13 protein-coding genes are annotated in these 15,484 nt (G+C 71.8%); all 13 read right to left on the reverse strand.

Features of this window, described 5'->3' with window-relative positions; translation table 11 throughout:
• Position 1: 1 nt before the first annotated feature.
• Positions 2 to 1,567 (reverse strand): NADH-quinone oxidoreductase subunit NuoN, encoded by a 1,566-nt coding sequence (gene nuoN, locus EV189_RS19040; RefSeq protein WP_130494596.1) that lies wholly within the window; start codon positions 1,565 to 1,567, stop codon positions 2 to 4.
• On the reverse strand, positions 1,564 to 3,105 hold the full coding sequence (locus EV189_RS19045; protein WP_130494597.1) for an NADH-quinone oxidoreductase subunit M: 1,542 nt from the start codon (positions 3,103 to 3,105) through the stop codon (positions 1,564 to 1,566). Before EV189_RS19045 ends, nuoN begins: the two co-directional genes overlap by 4 nt.
• On the reverse strand, positions 3,105 to 5,006 hold the full coding sequence (nuoL, locus tag EV189_RS19050; protein ID WP_231116580.1) for an NADH-quinone oxidoreductase subunit L: 1,902 nt from the start codon (positions 5,004 to 5,006) through the stop codon (positions 3,105 to 3,107). The genes EV189_RS19045 and nuoL overlap by 1 nt, the downstream gene beginning before the upstream one ends.
• Before the next feature lie 10 nt (positions 5,007 to 5,016).
• Positions 5,017 to 5,316, reverse strand: a complete 300-nt coding sequence (gene nuoK, locus EV189_RS19055; protein WP_130494598.1) for an NADH-quinone oxidoreductase subunit NuoK — start codon at positions 5,314 to 5,316, stop codon at positions 5,017 to 5,019.
• Positions 5,317 to 6,108, reverse strand: coding sequence for an NADH-quinone oxidoreductase subunit J (locus EV189_RS19060; protein ID WP_130494599.1), 792 nt, complete (start codon positions 6,106 to 6,108; stop codon positions 5,317 to 5,319). It abuts the gene before it with no gap.
• On the reverse strand, positions 6,105 to 6,644 hold the full coding sequence (gene nuoI / locus EV189_RS19065) for an NADH-quinone oxidoreductase subunit NuoI (protein WP_407938161.1): 540 nt from the start codon (positions 6,642 to 6,644) through the stop codon (positions 6,105 to 6,107). Before nuoI ends, EV189_RS19060 begins: the two co-directional genes overlap by 4 nt.
• Before the next feature lie 76 nt (positions 6,645 to 6,720).
• Positions 6,721 to 8,064, reverse strand: coding sequence for an NADH-quinone oxidoreductase subunit NuoH (nuoH, locus tag EV189_RS19070; RefSeq protein ID WP_130494601.1), 1,344 nt, complete (start codon positions 8,062 to 8,064; stop codon positions 6,721 to 6,723).
• Positions 8,061 to 10,712, reverse strand: a complete 2,652-nt coding sequence (locus EV189_RS19075; RefSeq protein WP_130494602.1) for an NADH-quinone oxidoreductase subunit G — start codon at positions 10,710 to 10,712, stop codon at positions 8,061 to 8,063. The genes nuoH and EV189_RS19075 overlap by 4 nt, the downstream gene beginning before the upstream one ends.
• Positions 10,709 to 12,013, reverse strand: coding sequence for an NADH-quinone oxidoreductase subunit NuoF (nuoF, locus tag EV189_RS19080; protein WP_130494655.1), 1,305 nt, complete (start codon positions 12,011 to 12,013; stop codon positions 10,709 to 10,711). The genes EV189_RS19075 and nuoF overlap by 4 nt, the downstream gene beginning before the upstream one ends.
• 5 nt (positions 12,014 to 12,018) lie before the next feature.
• Complete coding sequence (gene nuoE, locus EV189_RS19085) at positions 12,019 to 12,840, reverse strand: NADH-quinone oxidoreductase subunit NuoE (protein ID WP_231116582.1); 822 nt, start codon at positions 12,838 to 12,840, stop codon at positions 12,019 to 12,021.
• The gene (locus EV189_RS19090) at positions 12,840 to 14,168 is read right to left on the reverse strand and encodes an NADH-quinone oxidoreductase subunit D (RefSeq protein ID WP_130494604.1); all 1,329 of its coding nucleotides are present in this window, start codon (positions 14,166 to 14,168) and stop codon (positions 12,840 to 12,842) included. The genes nuoE and EV189_RS19090 overlap by 1 nt, the downstream gene beginning before the upstream one ends.
• Entirely contained in the window at positions 14,168 to 14,911 is a 744-nt protein-coding gene (locus EV189_RS19095; protein ID WP_130494605.1) for an NADH-quinone oxidoreductase subunit C, read from the reverse strand. The genes EV189_RS19090 and EV189_RS19095 overlap by 1 nt, the downstream gene beginning before the upstream one ends.
• Positions 14,908 to 15,462: a NuoB/complex I 20 kDa subunit family protein gene (locus EV189_RS19100; protein ID WP_130494606.1), complete on the reverse strand. Its 555-nt coding sequence runs from the start codon at positions 15,460 to 15,462 to the stop codon at positions 14,908 to 14,910. Before EV189_RS19100 ends, EV189_RS19095 begins: the two co-directional genes overlap by 4 nt.
• Between the last annotated feature and the right edge of the window lie 22 nt (positions 15,463 to 15,484).

Genomic DNA, 15,484 nt, shown 5'->3' on the forward strand with positions numbered 1-15,484 from the left:
CCTAGCGTACGAAACCCGCCGCACCGCTCGCGAGGTCGAGCACCGGCTGGGGCACGACACCGAGGACGAGGGTGACGGCGACGCCCAGCGCGAGCGCCACGGTGGTGAGCACGGAGGGCACGGCGACGACCGGTCCGTCGGCCAGCGGCTCGGTGAAGAACATGAGCACGATGACGCGGACGTAGAAGAACGCGGCGATGACGCTGGCCAGCACGCCGACGACGACCACGGGCGCGGCACCGCTGTCGAGGGCGGCGGAGAAGACGCCGTACTTGCTCATGAACCCCGACGTCGGGGGCAGACCGGCGAACGCCAGGAGGAACAGGGTGAACGCGCCCGCGACGAGCGGCGAGCGCTTGCCCAGCCCGGCCCACTGCGACAGGTGCGTGGCCTCGCCCGCGCTGTCGCGCACGAGCGTGACGACGGCGAAGGCGCCGACCGTCGCGAAGCCGTACGCCAGCAGGTAGAACAGCACGCTCGAGATGCCGCGGCCGTCGGCGGCGAGGACGCCGACGAGGATGAAGCCGGCGTGCGCGATGCTCGAGTAGGCGAGCATGCGCTTGACGTCGTTCTGGGTGAGGCTGACGACCGCGCCGACGAGCATGGTGAGGATCGCCACCGCCCACAGCAGCGGGCGCCACTCCCAGCGCAGCCCGCCGAGGGCGACGTAGTACACGCGCAGCAGGGCGCCGAAGGCGGCGATCTTCGTGCAGGCCGCCATGAAGCCGGTGATCGGCGTGGGGGCGCCTTGGTAGACGTCGGGGGTCCAGGCGTGGAACGGCACGATGCCCGCCTTGAACAGCAGCCCGACCGTCAGCAGCCCGACACCCGTGAGGAGCAGGGCGTCGCTGCCGGACGCTCCGCTGATCGCATCGGCGATCCCGGACAGTCGCACGGTCCCGGCGTAGCCGTAGAGCAGCGCGGTGCCGTAGAGCAGGAAGGCGCTGGAGAAGGCGCCGAGCAGGAAGTACTTCAGCGCGGCCTCCTGGCTGAGCAGCCGGCGCCGGCGCGCGAGGCCGCAGAGCAGGTAGAGCGGCAGGGAGAGCACCTCGAGCGCGACGAACAGCAGCAGCAGGTCGTTGGCCGCGGGGAAGACGAGCATGCCGCCGACCGCGAAGAGCACCAGCGGGAAGACCTCGGTCTGCGCGACGCCGCGCATGCCGCTCGTGCGCTCGGCGTCGGAGCCGGGGAGGGCCGCGGCCTGGGGGGCGAAGGCACCGGCGGCGCCGGGATCGAGCGAGCGCTCGGCGACCAGCAGCACGGCGACGGCGGCCAGCAGGAGGATCGTGCCCTGGAGGAACAGCGCCGGGCCGTCGACGGCGACCGCGCCCTCGGCCATGATCCCGCGCGTGCCCTCGTGGTCGGCCACGACCGCCACCATGACGAGCGCCGCGACCAGGCCGCCGAGCGTGACGACGAGCTGGGCGGCCCAACGCACCGCCCGGGGGGCGAACGCCTCGACGAGGACCCCGAGCACCGCCGCGCCGAAGACGACGAAGATGGGCGACAGCGCGAAGTACTCGATGTGCGGAGCGGTGAAGTGCTCCAGCCCTGCCGCGGCGGTCACTTGGGTGCCCCTTCCGCCGCGGCCGGCTTGAGCACCGTCGCGGGATCGTGCTGGTGGACCGACTGCATGGTGCGCTGCACCGCGGGGTTGATGACGTCGAGGACGACCTGCGGCGCGACCCCGACGCCGATGAGGAGCGCGATGACAGGAGCGACGACCCACGCCTCGCGCGCCACGAGGTCGCGCATGCCACCGACGCCCTCGACGACCGGGCCGGTCATCGTCCGCTGGAAGAGCAGCAGGATGTAGAGCGCGGCCAGGACGATGGCGAGGACCGCGACGACGGCGACCCACTCGTAGCGGCGGAACGTCCCCAGCAGCACGAGGAACTCGCTGACGAAGCTGGAGAAGCCCGGCAGGGCCAGGCTCGACAGGCCGGAGAGCAGCATCGACCCCGCCAGCAGCGGCGCGACCGTCTGCACGCCGCCGAAGTCGGCGATGCGGCGGCTGCCCCGACGCGCGACGAGCATCCCCGCGACGAGGAAGAGCCCTGCCGTCGAGAACCCGTGGCTCAGCATGTAGAGCGTCGAGCCCGCCTGCGCCTGGGAGGTCATCGCGAAGATGCCGAGGGCGATGAAGCCGAAGTGCGAGATCGAGGTGTACGCGACCAGCCGGATCACGTCCGCCTGGCCGATCGCGACGAGCGCACCGTAGATGATGCCGATGAGCGCCAGCGCGATGACGACCGGCCGCGCCCAGACGCTCGCGTCGGGGAACAGCGGCAGGCAGTACGCGATCATCCCGTACGTCCCGATCTTGTCCATGACGCCGACGAGCATCACGGCCCCGCCGGGAGGAGCCTCCGCGGCGGCGTCCGGCAGCCAGGTGTGAAGCGGCCACAGCGGGGCCTTGATGGCGAACGCCGCCATGAAGCCCAGGAAGAGCCAGCGCTGCGTCGTCGGGTCGAGGTGCGAGGCTTCGAGCGTCGTGCGCAGGAAGCCGTGCTTCCCGCCGGGCCCGGCGACGTAGGTGCCGATGACGGCGGCGAGCATGAGCAGGCCGCCGAGCAGGCTGTAGACGAGGAACTTCACCGCGGCGTAGGAGCGCTGGGCGCCGCCGAAGCCACCGATGATGAAGTACATCGGGATGAGGCTGAACTCGAACGCGACGTAGAAGAGGAAGACGTCGGTGGCCGAGAACACCAGCACCAGCAGGGCCTCGACGAGCAGCATGAGCGCGAAGAAGGCCTGCGGCCGCGACCGCCCCTCCCCCAGGTCGACGTCGTGCCAGGAGGCGAGCAGGCAGACCGGGGCGAGCACGGCGGTCAGCGCGAGCAGGACGAGGGCGATGCCGTCGACGCCCAGCGAGTAGCTCGCGCCGAGGGCCGGGATCCAGTCGTGCATCTCGGTGAACTGGAAGCCGCTGGCGTGCCGGTCGAAGTCCAGCCCGAGGCCGACGACGATGGCCAGCACGACGAGGGAGACCAGCAGCGAGAGGCGCTTCGCGAGCTCCTCGCGCCCGCGGGGAACGAGGGAGACGCCGAGGGCGCCGACCGCGGGGACGGCCGCCGCGAGGGTCAGCCAGGGCACGTCGGCCATCAGGACGCCACCACCAGCAGCGCACCGGCGATGAGCACCGCGCCGCCGACGATGGACAGTGCGTAGCTGCGCACGAAGCCGGTCTGGAGCGGCCGCAGCCGTGCCGAGGTGCCGCCGAGCATGGCGGCGAAGCCGTTGACCACTGCGTCGATCCCCTTGTTGTCGCCGAAGACGAGCGAGCGGGTGAGGTACTGGCCGGGCCGCATGAGCAGGGCCTCGTTGACCGCGTCCTGGTAGAGGTCGTTGCGCGCCGCCACGGTGAGCGGGCCGCCGACGGGCGCGACGACGGGGACGTCGCGGCGGGCGTACAGGGCGAGGGCACCGGCGGCGCCACCGGCGACGACGAGCAGCGTCAGCGCGGTGAGCACCCACGGGGAGAGCGTGTGCACGCCCTCCTCGGCGCTCTTCCCGACGACGGGGTCGAGCCAGTGCTGCAGCGTCGCGCCGTACGCGAGGACCGCGCCGAGGAACGTGCTGCCCACCGCGAGCACGACCATCGGCGCCGTCATGGCCACGGGCGCCTCGTGCGGGTGGACGTCGTCGCGCCAGCGGCGCGGCCCGAAGAACGTCATCACCATGACGCGGGTCATGTAGAACGCCGTGATACCGGCTCCAAGCAGGGCGACCAGGCCGAGGATCCACCCGCTCGTGCCGCCCTTGTCGAAGGCGGCCTCGATGATCTTGTCCTTGCTCCAGAAGCCCGACAGGCCCGGGAAGCCGATGATGGCGAGGTAGCCCAGCCCGAAGGTCACGAAGGTGACCGGCATGACCGAGCGCAGGCCGCCGAAGCGCCGCATGTCGGTGCGGTCGCCCATGGCGTGCATGACCGAGCCGGCTCCGAGGAAGAGCCCGGCCTTGAAGAAGCCGTGCGTCAGCAGGTGGAAGATGGCGACGGCATAGCCGGCAGGACCGAGGCCGGCCGCGAGCACCATGTAGCCGATCTGGCTCATCGTGCTGGCGGCGAGCGCCTTCTTGATGTCGTCCTTCGCGGTGCCGATGAGGGCCCCGAACAGCAGCGTGACCGCGCCGACGATGGTGACGACGAGCCGGGCGTCCGGGGCGCCGTCGAAGATCGGCCCCGAGCGGACGATGAGGTAGACGCCGGCGGTCACCATCGTCGCGGCGTGGATGAGCGCGGAGACCGGGGTCGGGCCCGCCATGGCGTCACCGAGCCAGGACTGCAGCGGCAGCTGGGCCGACTTGCCGCAGGCCGCCAGCAGGAGCAGCAGGCCGATCAGCGTCAACCTGCCTTCGCTCGCGTCGCCCGCCTGCGGCAGGACCCGGGCGAAGTCCGTCGCGCCGAAGGTGACGAACATCGTGATGATCGCCAGCGACATCCCCATGTCCCCGACGCGGTTGGCGACGAACGCCTTCTTCGCTGCCGTGGCGTAGGGCGGGTTGTGGGACCAGAACCCGATGAGGAGGTACGACGCCAGCCCCACGCCCTCCCAGCCGACGTAGACCACGAGGTAGTCGCTCGCCAGCACCAGCAGGAGCATCGCGGCGACGAACAGGTTGAGGTACGCGAAGAACCGCCGCCGGTCCTTGTCGTGCGACATGTAGGCGATGGAGTAGACGTGGATGAGCGTGCCGACGCCGGTGATGAGCAGCGCGAAGACGATGGAAAGCTGGTCCAGCCGCAGCCCGACGTCCATCTGGTAGTCGGCGACGTGCACCCCCGTCCAGAGCCGGGTGTAGCCCGGCCGGCGGTCCGTTGCGCGGCCGATCATCTGTAGCCACACGACCACCGCGACGACGAAGCTGGCCGCGGAGGCGAGCGTGCCCAGGATGTGCCCGACCGGGTCGGTGCGCCGCCCGCCGAGGAGCAGCACCGCCGCCCCGGCGATCGGGAACGCGAGGAGCAGCGGCGCCAGGGCGTACCCGGTGCTGACGGAGTCCACGAAGACCGCCTCAGTACTTCAGCAGGTTGGCGTCGTCGACGGAGATCGAGCGACGGGTGCGGAAGATGGTGATGATGATCGCGAGCCCGATGACGACCTCGGCCGCGGCGACCACCATGACGAAGAACGCGATGACCTGGCCGTCGAGGTTGCCCTGGATGCGGGCGAACGTGACGAAGGACAGGTTGACCGCGTTGAGCATGAGCTCGACGCACATGAAGACGACGATCGCGTTGCGCCGCAGCATCACGCCGGCGGCGCCGATCGCGAACAGGATCCCGCTGAGGTAGAGGTAGTTCGACAGGTCCACCTAGTGCCCCTCCTCGATCTCGCGGACGTCGTCGGCGACCGGGTGCGCGCCGTGCCGGACATCCTGCACGTCGCCGCGCGCCACCAGCACCTTCGACACCGAGATCTCCGAGGTGCTGCCGTCGGGCAGCAGGGCGGGGAAGTCCACGGCGTTGTGCCGGGCGTAGACGCCCGGGTTGGGCAGCGGGCCGGGGTGGGTGGTCGTGCTGCGGAAGCGCGCCTCCGACAGCTCGCGCTGCGTGGGACGGGGGACGTGGCGCTCGCGGTGCGCGAGCACCATCGCCCCGAGCGCGGCGGTGATGAGCAGCGCGCTGGTGACCTCGAAGGCGAAGACGTAGCGGGTGAACAGCAGCCGGGCGATGCCCTGGACGTTGCCCTCCGCGTTGGCCTGCGCCAGTCCGGCGGGCTTCGCGTCCCCGAACGCCGCGTGCCCGAGCACGCCCAGCACGAGCACGCCGAAGCCGATCGCGAGCAGGATGCCGACGACGCGCTGGCCGCGCAGGGTCTCCACGAGCGACTCGCTCGAGTCGACGCCGACGAGCATGAGGACGAAGAGGAACAGCATCATGACCGCGCCGGTGTAGACGACGACCTGCACGATCCCGAGGAAGGGCCCGCTCTCCGCGAGGTAGAACGCCGCCAGCACGAGCATCGTCAGCGCCATCAGCAGGGCGGCGTGCACCGCCTTGCGGACGAGCAGCATGCCGACCGAGGCGAGCACGGCGATGGGCGCCATGACCCAGAAGCCGACCGCCTCGCCGGTCGTGGTCTGCGCGGCGAGCAGACCGCTCACCGGCCCGCCCTCACGTCGTCGCCGCTGGGCTCGCTGAGCGCGGAGGCCCGCTCCGCGGCGTACCTGATCTGCACGTCGGTCGCGCGGGTGACCCGGCCCTGGTAGTAGTCCGTGTCCTCCATGCCCTCCGCCATCGGGTGGGGCGCCTCGACCATGCCCGGCAGCATCGGCCCGAGCAGGTCCTCCTTCTGGTAGATGAGGTCCGCCCGGTTGTCGTCGGCCAGCTCGTACTCGTTGGTCATGGTGAGCGCCCGCGTGGGGCAGGCCTCGATGCACAGCCCGCAGAGGATGCAGCGCAGGTAGTTGATCTGGTAGACGCGGCCGTAGCGCTCACCCGGGGAGAAGCGCTCCTCCTCGGTGTTGTCCGCGCCCTCGACGTAGATCGCGTCCGCAGGGCAGGCCCACGCGCACAGCTCGCAGCCGATGCACTTCTCGAGCCCGTCGGGGTGCCGGTTGAGCTGGTGCCGGCCGTGGAACCGCGGCGACGTCGGCACCTTCTCGAACGGGTACTGCTCCGTCACCGGCTTCTTGAACATCGTCCCGAAGGTGACGCCGAAGCCCTTGACCCCGCTCAACGGCCCCGGCTCGGGCGAGGTCTGGCTGCCCTGGGGATCAGGCACGGTGCGCTCCTCGGCTGGGGGTGGGGATGCTGGCGGTGGGGGTGCTGCCCGCGGGGCCCTGGTGAGTGGCCACGCGCTGGCGCACGGTGTCGACCGAGGGCACGGGGAAGCCACCGGCGAAGGCGGCGCGGTCCGCGCTCGCGGCGTCCTCGACCGGCTCGGGCGCCCGGTGGACGACCGGCTCCGGCTGGTCGCGGCGGGCGGCCACCGCGTCGTACGCGAAGGAGAGCAGGAGCGCGACGACGAGCGCGCCGCCGACCCAGCCGAAGACCTGGCGGGTGCTGAGGTGCGTGTCGTCGTTGAGGGCCCGGACCGTCGCGACGGCGAGGATCCACACGAGGCTGACGGGGATGAGCCGCTTCCAGCCCAGGCGCATGAACTGGTCGTAGCGCAGCCGGGGCAGCGTGCCGCGCAGCCAGATGAAGACGAAGATCAGCAGGACGACCTTCGAGATCCACCAGAGCAGCGGCCACCAGCCGGTGTTGGCGCCGGACCAGAACCACGTGATGGGCCAGGGGGCGCGCCAGCCGCCGAGGAACATCGTCGTGGCCAGCGCGGAGACGTTGACCATGTTGACGTACTCGGCGAGGAAGAAGAGCGCGAACTTCAGCGAGGAGTACTCGGTGTGGAACCCGCCGACGAGCTCGCCCTCGGCCTCGGGCAGGTCGAACGGCGCGCGGTTGGTCTCGCCGACCATCGAGACGAGGTAGACGAGGAAGGACACCGGCAGGGTCCAGAAGAACCAGTGGCTCTTCTGCGCGGTGACGATGTCGGAGGTCGACATCGAGCCCGAGTAGAGGAAGACCGCGACGAGGCTGAGGCCCATCGCCACCTCGTACGAGATCATCTGCGCGCTCGAGCGCAGGCCGCCGAGCAGCGGGTAGGTCGAGCCGCTCGACCAGCCCGCCAGCACGATGCCGTAGATCCCGATGCTCGCGACCGCGAGGACGTAGAGCACGCCGATCGGGAAGTCCGCGAGCTGCAGCGCGGTGTGGTGGCCGAAGATGCTGACCTCGGGGCCGAACGGCATCACCGCGAAGGCGAGGAAGGCCGGGCCCACCGAGAGCAGCGGGGCGAGGACGAAGACGATCTTGTCCGCGCCCTTCGGGATCAGGTCCTCCTTCAGCCCGAGCTTGACGCCGTCGGCGAGCGACTGCAGCAGTCCGAAGGGCCCGTGCACGTTGGGGCCCACGCGGTGCTGCATGCGGGCGACCACGCGGCGCTCGAACCAGATGTTGAACAGCGTCATGACGACGAGGAAGCCGAAGACGACGACCGCCTTGCCGGCGATGAGCCACCAGGGGTCGTCGGCCAGCAGCTGCTGGGTGGGGTTCACTCGCCCTCCTGGGGAGCAGCGGCGCCGTCCTGCACGGTGTCGGCAGCGGTGAAGAGGGCCGCCGGCTCGGCCGGCCCGTCGGGCTCGAGCACGACGGAGACCCCCTCGCGCCCGCCCTGCGGCGTGCTGCCGCCCGCGGGCTCGACGAGCACCTCGGGCAGCACCGGGACGGCGGCGGGTCCGGCGGCCAGCGAGACCAGGTCCCCCGCACCGGCGCGCAGCGTGCGGCGGACCTCGCTGCCGGTGGAGCGGGTCGGCAGCCACACGACGCGGTCGGGCATCTCGGTGAGCACGACCGGGAGCGTCACCATGCCGTACGCGGTGGCGACCGTCAGCGTCCCTCCCTCGACCACACCGACCTCCTCGGCCGTCGCCGGCGAGACCCGGGCGACGGGAGCAGGCGCAGTGGCGGCGAGGAAGGGCTCGCCCTCCTGGAGCCGACCGCCGTCGAGCAGCTGGTGCCAGGTGGCGAGGACCGCCTGCCCGTGAGCGGGTACGGGCGGGCCGGGCACGGGGGCGTCGGGAGCCGTGGCGCGCCCGCCCTCCCACCGGCCGAGCTCGTCGAGCTCGTGGCGCGCGGCCGCGGTGTGGGGCAGACCGAGGTCGGCGCCCATCTCCTCGGCGAGCACGTGGAGGACACGGCCGTCGGGCAGCATCGGCTGCGCCAGCTGCGGGTTGGCGAGCACCGCGCGGAAGGGGCGTACGCGGCCCTCCCAGTCGAGGTAGCTGCCCTCGCGCTCGATGTCGGCGGCGACCGGCAGCACGACGTCGGCGAGCTCGGTCACCGCGCTGGGACGCTGCTCCAGGCTCACGAGGAACGGCACGGCCTTGAGCGCCGCCCGCGCGATCGCGGGGTCGGGCAGGTCGGCCGGGTCGACCCCGCCGACGACGAGACCGCCGAGCTGCCCGGACACGGCCGCGGCGAGGATGCCGGCGAGGTCGCGGCCCGGCGTGGTGGGCAGGCCCTCGGCGCCCCACGCGGTGGCGACGTCGATGCGCGCCTCGGCGTCGGTGACCGGCCGACCACCGGGCAGGAGCCCCGGCAGCGCACCGGCTTCCAGCGCGCCGCGCTCGCCGGCGCGGCGCGGGACCCACGCGACCCGGGCGCCGGTGCGCGCCGCCAGCCGCGCCACGGCGCTCAGCGCGCCGCGCGAGGTGGCGAGGCGCTCGCCGACGAGGAGGACGGCACCGCTCTGCGTGAGGACGGTGCCGGTGGTCCCGAGCTCGCCGCCCTCGGCCAGCGCGTCGAGCACCTCGGCCTCGGTGCCGGGGGCCGCGGGGACGAGCGTCCCCGAGAGCTTCGTGAGCCCCCGCGTCGCGAAGGGCGCGACCGACAGGACCTGCAGGCCGGCCTTGCGGACCGCCTTGCGCAGCCGCAGGAAGAGGATGGGCGACTCCTCCTCGGGCTCGAGCCCGACGAGGAGGACGGCGCGCGCCCGCTCGAGGTCGGCGTACGTGACACCCCCCGTCGCTGGGCTCGTCCCGGCGACGGTGCTCGCGAGGAACTGCGCCTCCTCCGCGGAGTGCGGGCGGGCGCGGAAGTCGATGTCGTCGGTGCCGAGCACGACGCGGGCGAACTTCGCGTAGGCGTAGGCGTCCTCGACGGTGAGCCGGCCGCCGGGCAGGACCCCGACACCGCCGGCCGAGCGCGCGGCGAGCAGTCCGCGGGCGGCGACGTCGAGCGCGTCGGGCCAGCTCGTCGGGACGAGCGCGCCGGAGGAGTCGCGGACCAGCGGGGTGCGGAGGCGGTCGGGCAGGAAGGAGTACTGGAAGGCCCAGCGCCCCTTGTCGCAGTTCCACTCCTCGTTGACCTCGGGGTCGTCGCCGGCCATGCGGCGCAGCACCTTCCCGCGACGGGAGTCCGTGCGCTGCGCGCAGCCGGAGGCGCAGTGCTCGCACGCGGTCGGCGTGGAGACGAGGTCGAAGGGCCTGGCGCGGAAGCGGTACTGCGTACCGGTCAGCGCGCCGACCGGGCAGATCTGCACGGTGTTGCCGGAGAAGTAGCTCTCGAAGGGCTGCTTCTCGTAGATGCCGACCTGCTGGAGCGCGCCGCGCTCGAGCAGCTCGATGAACGGGTCGCCGGCGACCTGCTTGGAGAACCGCGTGCAGCGCGCGCAGAGCACGCAGCGCTCGCGGTCGAGCAGCACCTGCGCCGAGATCGGCACGGGCTTCGGGTAGGTCCGCTTGACGCCCTCGAAGCGGGACTCGCTGCGCCCGTTGCTCATCGCCTGGTTCTGCAGGGGGCACTCGCCGCCCTTGTCGCACACCGGGCAGTCGAGCGGGTGGTTGATGAGCAGCAGCTCCATCACGCCCTTCTGCGCCTTGTCGGCGACGGGCGAGGAGAGCTGCGTCTCGATGACCATGCCCTCGGCGACGGTCGTCGTGCACGACGCCGCCGGCTTCGGCATGCCGCGCCCGTTGCCGGCGTCCTTCACGTCGACGAGGCACTGGCGGCAGGCGCCGACGGGGTCGAGCAGCGGGTGGTCGCAGAAGCGCGGGATCGCGATGCCGAGCAGCTCGGCGGCGCGGATGACGAGCGTGCCCTTGGGCACCGAGACCGGGAAGCCGTCGATGGTGAGGTTCACCATCTCGACGCTGGGCTGGACCTCCGCGCCGCTGGCCGCGCCGCCGCTGGACAGGAGAGTCATGCCGTCACCGCCGTGCTCCCGCCGAAGACCGTGGACGCGACCGGGTCGAAGGGGCACCCGGCGTTGGTGAAGTGGGCGACGTACTCGTCGCGGAAGTACTTGATGGACGAGGTGATCGGGCTCGTGGCCCCGTCACCGAGCGCGCAGAACGACCGGCCGAGGATGTTGTCGCACAGGTCGAGCAGTTTTTCGAGGTCGGCCTCGGTGCCCTCCCCCGCCTCGAGCCGGTCGAGGGCCTGCACGAGCCACCACGTGCCCTCGCGGCACGGGGTGCACTTGCCGCAGGACTCGTGGGCGTAGAACTTCGTCCAGCGCGACACGCAGCGCACGACGCAGGTCGTCTCGTCGAAGACCTGGAGGGCCTTCGTGCCGAGCATCGAGCCCGCGGCCCCCACGCCCTCGTAGTCGAGGGGCACGTCGAGGTGCTCCGCCGTGAGCAGCGGCGTGGACGAACCGCCTGGCGTCCAGAACTTCAGCTCGTGGCCCTCGCGGACGCCGCCCGCGAGCTCGAGCAGCTGGCGCAGCGTGACGCCGAGCGGCGCCTCGTACTGGCCGGGGCGCTCCACGTGACCCGAGAGCGAGTAGAGCGTGGCGCCAGCGGACTTCTCGGTGCCCATCGTCTTGTACCAGTCGGCGCCGTTGAGCACGACGACCGGCACCGAGGCGATGGACTCGACGTTGTTGATGACGGTCGGCGAGCCGTACAGGCCGGCGATGGCCGGGAACGGCGGGCGGAGGCGCGGCTGGCCGCGGAAGCCCTCGAGCGAGTCGAGCAGCGCGGTCTCCTCCCCGCAGATGTACGCGCCGGCGCCCGCGTGCACGACGATCTCGAGGTCGTAGCCCGAGCCGAGGATGTCGCGCCCGACGTAGCCGGCGGCGTACGCCTCGCGGACCGCGGCGAGCACGCGGCGGTAGACGCTGGCGACCTCGCCCCGCACGTAGATGAAGGCGTGGCTGGCGCGGATCGCGTAGGACGCGATGATGACGCCCTCGACCAGCTGGTGCGGCGCCGCCAGCATCAGCGGGATGTCCTTGCAGGTGCCGGGTTCGCTCTCGTCGGCGTTGACGACGAGGTAGTGGGGGCGCCCGTCGCCCTGCGGGATGAAGCTCCACTTCATGCCCGTGGGGAAGCCGGCACCACCGCGCCCGCGCAGGCCGGAGTCCTTGACGAGCGCGATGACGTCGTCGGGCGAGGTCTGCAGCGCGGCGTGCAGGCCGCGGTAGCCGTCCTTCGCGCGGTAGGACTCGAGCGACCACGAGCGCTCCGAGTCCCAGGTACGGGACAGCACCGGGGTGAGCACGTCGGTCACGACCTCTCCTCCTGCTGGGCCGACCCCGTGGGGGTCGGGTTGGCCGGGTCGCTGCTGGCCGTGGGCAGCGGGGCGTCGTCGCCGCTCGGGCCACCCTGGTTGCCGTAGCCGGAGTCCGTCCCGGACTCGCCTGCGGCGTCGGCGGTCTGCGCCTCGTCGCGGTCGGGGCGGGGGGCGCTCCAGCCGCGCTGGCGGGCGAGCTCCAGGCCCACGAGGGTCGCCGGTCCTGCGCCGGTGCCGGTGTCGGCCAGGCCGTCCTCGAAGCCGGCGAGCAGCCGCTCGACCTCGCGGAAGGTGCACAGCCGCTCGGCACCGCGGGTGGGCGCCGGCGGGTCGCCCGCACGGATGCGGTCGACGAGGTCGGTCGCCGAGGCCGGCGTCTGGTTGTCGAAGAACTCCCAGTTGACCATCACCACGGGGGCGTAGTCGCAGGCCGCGTTGCACTCGAGGTGCTCGAGCGTGACGGTGCCGTCGGGAGTGGTGTCCCCGTGGTGGACGCCGAGGTGCTCCTCGAGCCGCTCGAGGATCGCATCACCGCCGAGCACGCCGCACAGGCTGTTGGTGCAGACGCCGACCTGGTAGTCACCGCCGGGGCGGCGGCGGTACATCGAGTAGAACGTCGACACCGCCGTCACTTCTGCGGTCGTGAGGTCGAGCCAGCGCGCGCAGAGCTCGACGCCCTCGGGGCTGACCCACCCCTCCTCGGACTGCACGAGGTGGAGCAGCGGGAGCAGGGCCGAGCGCGACCGGGGGTATCTCGCGATGACCTCCTTTGCGTCGATCTCCAGCCGCTGCAGGGCTTCCTCGGTGAGGGCCACTAGCGGTCCACCCCTCCCATGACCGGGTCGATCGAGGCGACCGCGGCGATGACGTCGGCGACCTGCGCGCCCTCGCACATCGCCGGCGCCGCCTGCAGGTTCTGGAACGACGGGTCGCGGTAGTGCACCCGGAAGGGCTTCGTGCCGCCGTCGGAGACGAGGTGGCAGCCGAGCTCCCCGCGCGGCGACTCGACCGCGGTGTAGACCTGGCCCGGCGGGACCCGGAAGCCCTCGGTCACCAGCTTGAAGTGGTGGATCAGGGCCTCCATCGACTCGCCCATGATGTGGCGGATGTGGTCCAGGGAGTTGCCGAGCCCGTCTCCGGAGAGCGCCAGCTGCGAGGGCCAGGCGATCTTCTTGTCCTCCACCATGACCGGGCCCGGCTTCAGCCGGCCCAGGCACTGCTCGACGATGTGCAGCGACTGCTCGATCTCGTCGAGGCGCACGCGGAACCGGCCGTACGCGTCGCAGCTGTCGCGGGTGATGACGTCGAAGTCGTAGGTCTCGTAGCCGCAGTACGGCTGCGCCCGGCGCAGGTCGTGCGGCAGCCCGGTCGAGCGGAGGATGGGGCCGGTGATGCCGAGCGCCATGCAGCCGGTGAGGTCGAGGTAGCCGACGCCGACCGTGCGCTGCTTGAACACCCAGCTCTCGTTGCAGAGGTCGGCGTACTCGTGCAGGCGGCTGCGGACCAGCGCGACGGTGTCGCGGACGAGCTCCTCGGCGCCCGGCGGGAGGTCCTGCGCGAGGCCGCCCGGCCGGAAGTACGCGTGGTTCATGCGCAGCCCGGTGATGGTCTCGAAGACCTTGAGGATGAGCTCGCGCTCGCGGAAGCCGATCGTCATGACGGTCAGCGCGCCGAGCTCCATGCCGCCGGTCGCGATCGCGACGAGGTGGGAGGAGACGCGGTTGAGCTCCATCATCATCACGCGGATGACCTCGGCGCGCTCCGGGACCTGGTCCTCGATGCCGAGCAGCCGCTCGACGCCGAGGACGTAGGCAGCCTCGTTGAACAGCGGCGCGAGGTAGTCCATGCGCGTCACGAACGTGACGCCCTGGGTCCAGCTGCGGTACTCGCAGTTCTTCTCGATGCCGGTGTGGAGGTAGCCGATGCCGAGACGGGTCTCGGTGACGGTCTCCCCCTCCATCTCGAGGATCAGCCGGAGCACGCCGTGCGTCGAGGGGTGCTGCGGCCCCATGTTGACGACGATGCGCTCGTTGCCGATGTCGCTGCTGCTGTCCCGGCCGATCTCGTCTGTCAGCTCGTCCCAGTCCCCGCCGTTGACGGTGAAGACCCGCCCCTCCTGGGGCTCGTCGATCGTCGTGCTCATCAGGTGTACGACCTCCGCTCGTCCGGCGGCGGGATCTGGGCGCCGTGGTACTCGACGGGGATCCCGCCGAGCGGGTAGTCCTTGCGCTGCGGGTGGCCGGGCCAGTCGTCCGGCATGAGGATCCGCGTCAGCGCGGGGTGCCCGTCGAAGACGAGGCCGAACATGTCCCACGCCTCGCGCTCGGGCCAGTCGTCGCCGGGATAGATCCCGACGACGCTCGGGACGTGCGGGTCCGCGTCGGGGGCGGTCGTCTCGACGCGTACGCGCCGGTTGTGGGTGATCGACAGCAGCGGCCACACGGCGTGCAGCTCGCGCCCGGCGTCATCGGGGTAGTGCACGCCGGCGACGCCGGCGGAGAACTCGAAGCGCAGCGCGGGGTCGTCGCGCAGGGTCTGCATGACCTCGCGCAGGTGCGTGCGCTTGACGACGAAGGTGAGCTCGCCGCGGTCGACGACGACCCGCTCGATCGCCTCGGCGAACTGGGGGTACGCCCGCTCCAGCTCGTCCGCCACGTCGTCGAAGTAGCCGCCGTACGGGCGCTGCGCCGCCCCGGGGAGCTGCACGCGCCGGACGAGACCGCCGTAGCCGGTCGTGTCACCGCCGCCGCGGCCGCCGAACATGCCGCGCCGCACTTGGAAGACCTCGTTGGGCACGCCGCTCGCCTCGGGCGAGGGCTGCGCCTCGAGCTGCTGCCCGGCGTCGTTCGCGGTGAGCGCCGCGCCGGGCTCGCGCACGTCGCTCATCGCAGCAGGCCCTTCTGGGCCGAGGTCGGGGGCGCAGCGAGCGCGAGCTGCTCGGCCTTGAGCTCCGCGCGCACCTTGTCGATGCCGAGCGGCGAGTGCTGGATCTTGTCGTGCAGCTTGAGGATCGCGTCGAGCAGCATCTCGGGGCGCGGCGGGCAGCCCGGCAGGTAGATGTCGACGGGCACGATGTGGTCGACGCCCTGGACGATGGCGTAGTTGTTGAACATCCCGCCGCTGCTCGCGCAGACGCCCATCGCGATGACCCACTTGGGGTTGGACATCTGGTCGTAGATCTGCCGCAGCACCGGCGCCATCTTGTTGCTCACGCGGCCCGCGACGATCATCAGGTCGGCCTGGCGCGGCGAGGCGCGGAAGACCTCCATGCCGAAGCGCGACGAGTCGTACTTCGGGCCGCCGAACGTCATCATCTCGATCGCGCAGCAAGCCAGGCCGAACGTCGCCGGCCACAGCGAGGCCTTGCGCATGTAGCCCGCCAGCGCCTCGACGGTCGTGAGCGCGAAGCCGCTCGGCATCTTCTCTTCAAGTCCCACGGCTCTGGCCGCCTCTCCCTGG

Source organism: Motilibacter rhizosphaerae, from assembly GCF_004216915.1.
GTDB lineage: Bacteria > Actinomycetota > Actinomycetes > Motilibacterales > Motilibacteraceae > Motilibacter > Motilibacter rhizosphaerae.

Excerpts from the sequence above, each read along its gene's own strand:
- EV189_RS19095 (WP_130494605.1), bottom strand. The coding sequence starts at position 14,911 with ATGAGCGACGTGCGCGAGCCCGGCGCGGCGCTCACCGCGAACGACGCC.
- EV189_RS19090 (WP_130494604.1), bottom strand. The coding sequence starts at position 14,168 with ATGAGCACGACGATCGACGAGCCCCAGGAGGGGCGGGTCTTCACCGTC.
- EV189_RS19075 (WP_130494602.1), bottom strand. The coding sequence starts at position 10,712 with ATGACTCTCCTGTCCAGCGGCGGCGCGGCCAGCGGCGCGGAGGTCCAG.
- nuoI (WP_407938161.1), bottom strand. The coding sequence starts at position 6,644 with ATGTTCAAGAAGCCGGTGACGGAGCAGTACCCGTTCGAGAAGGTGCCG.
- EV189_RS19045 (WP_130494597.1), bottom strand. The coding sequence starts at position 3,105 with ATGGCCGACGTGCCCTGGCTGACCCTCGCGGCGGCCGTCCCCGCGGTC.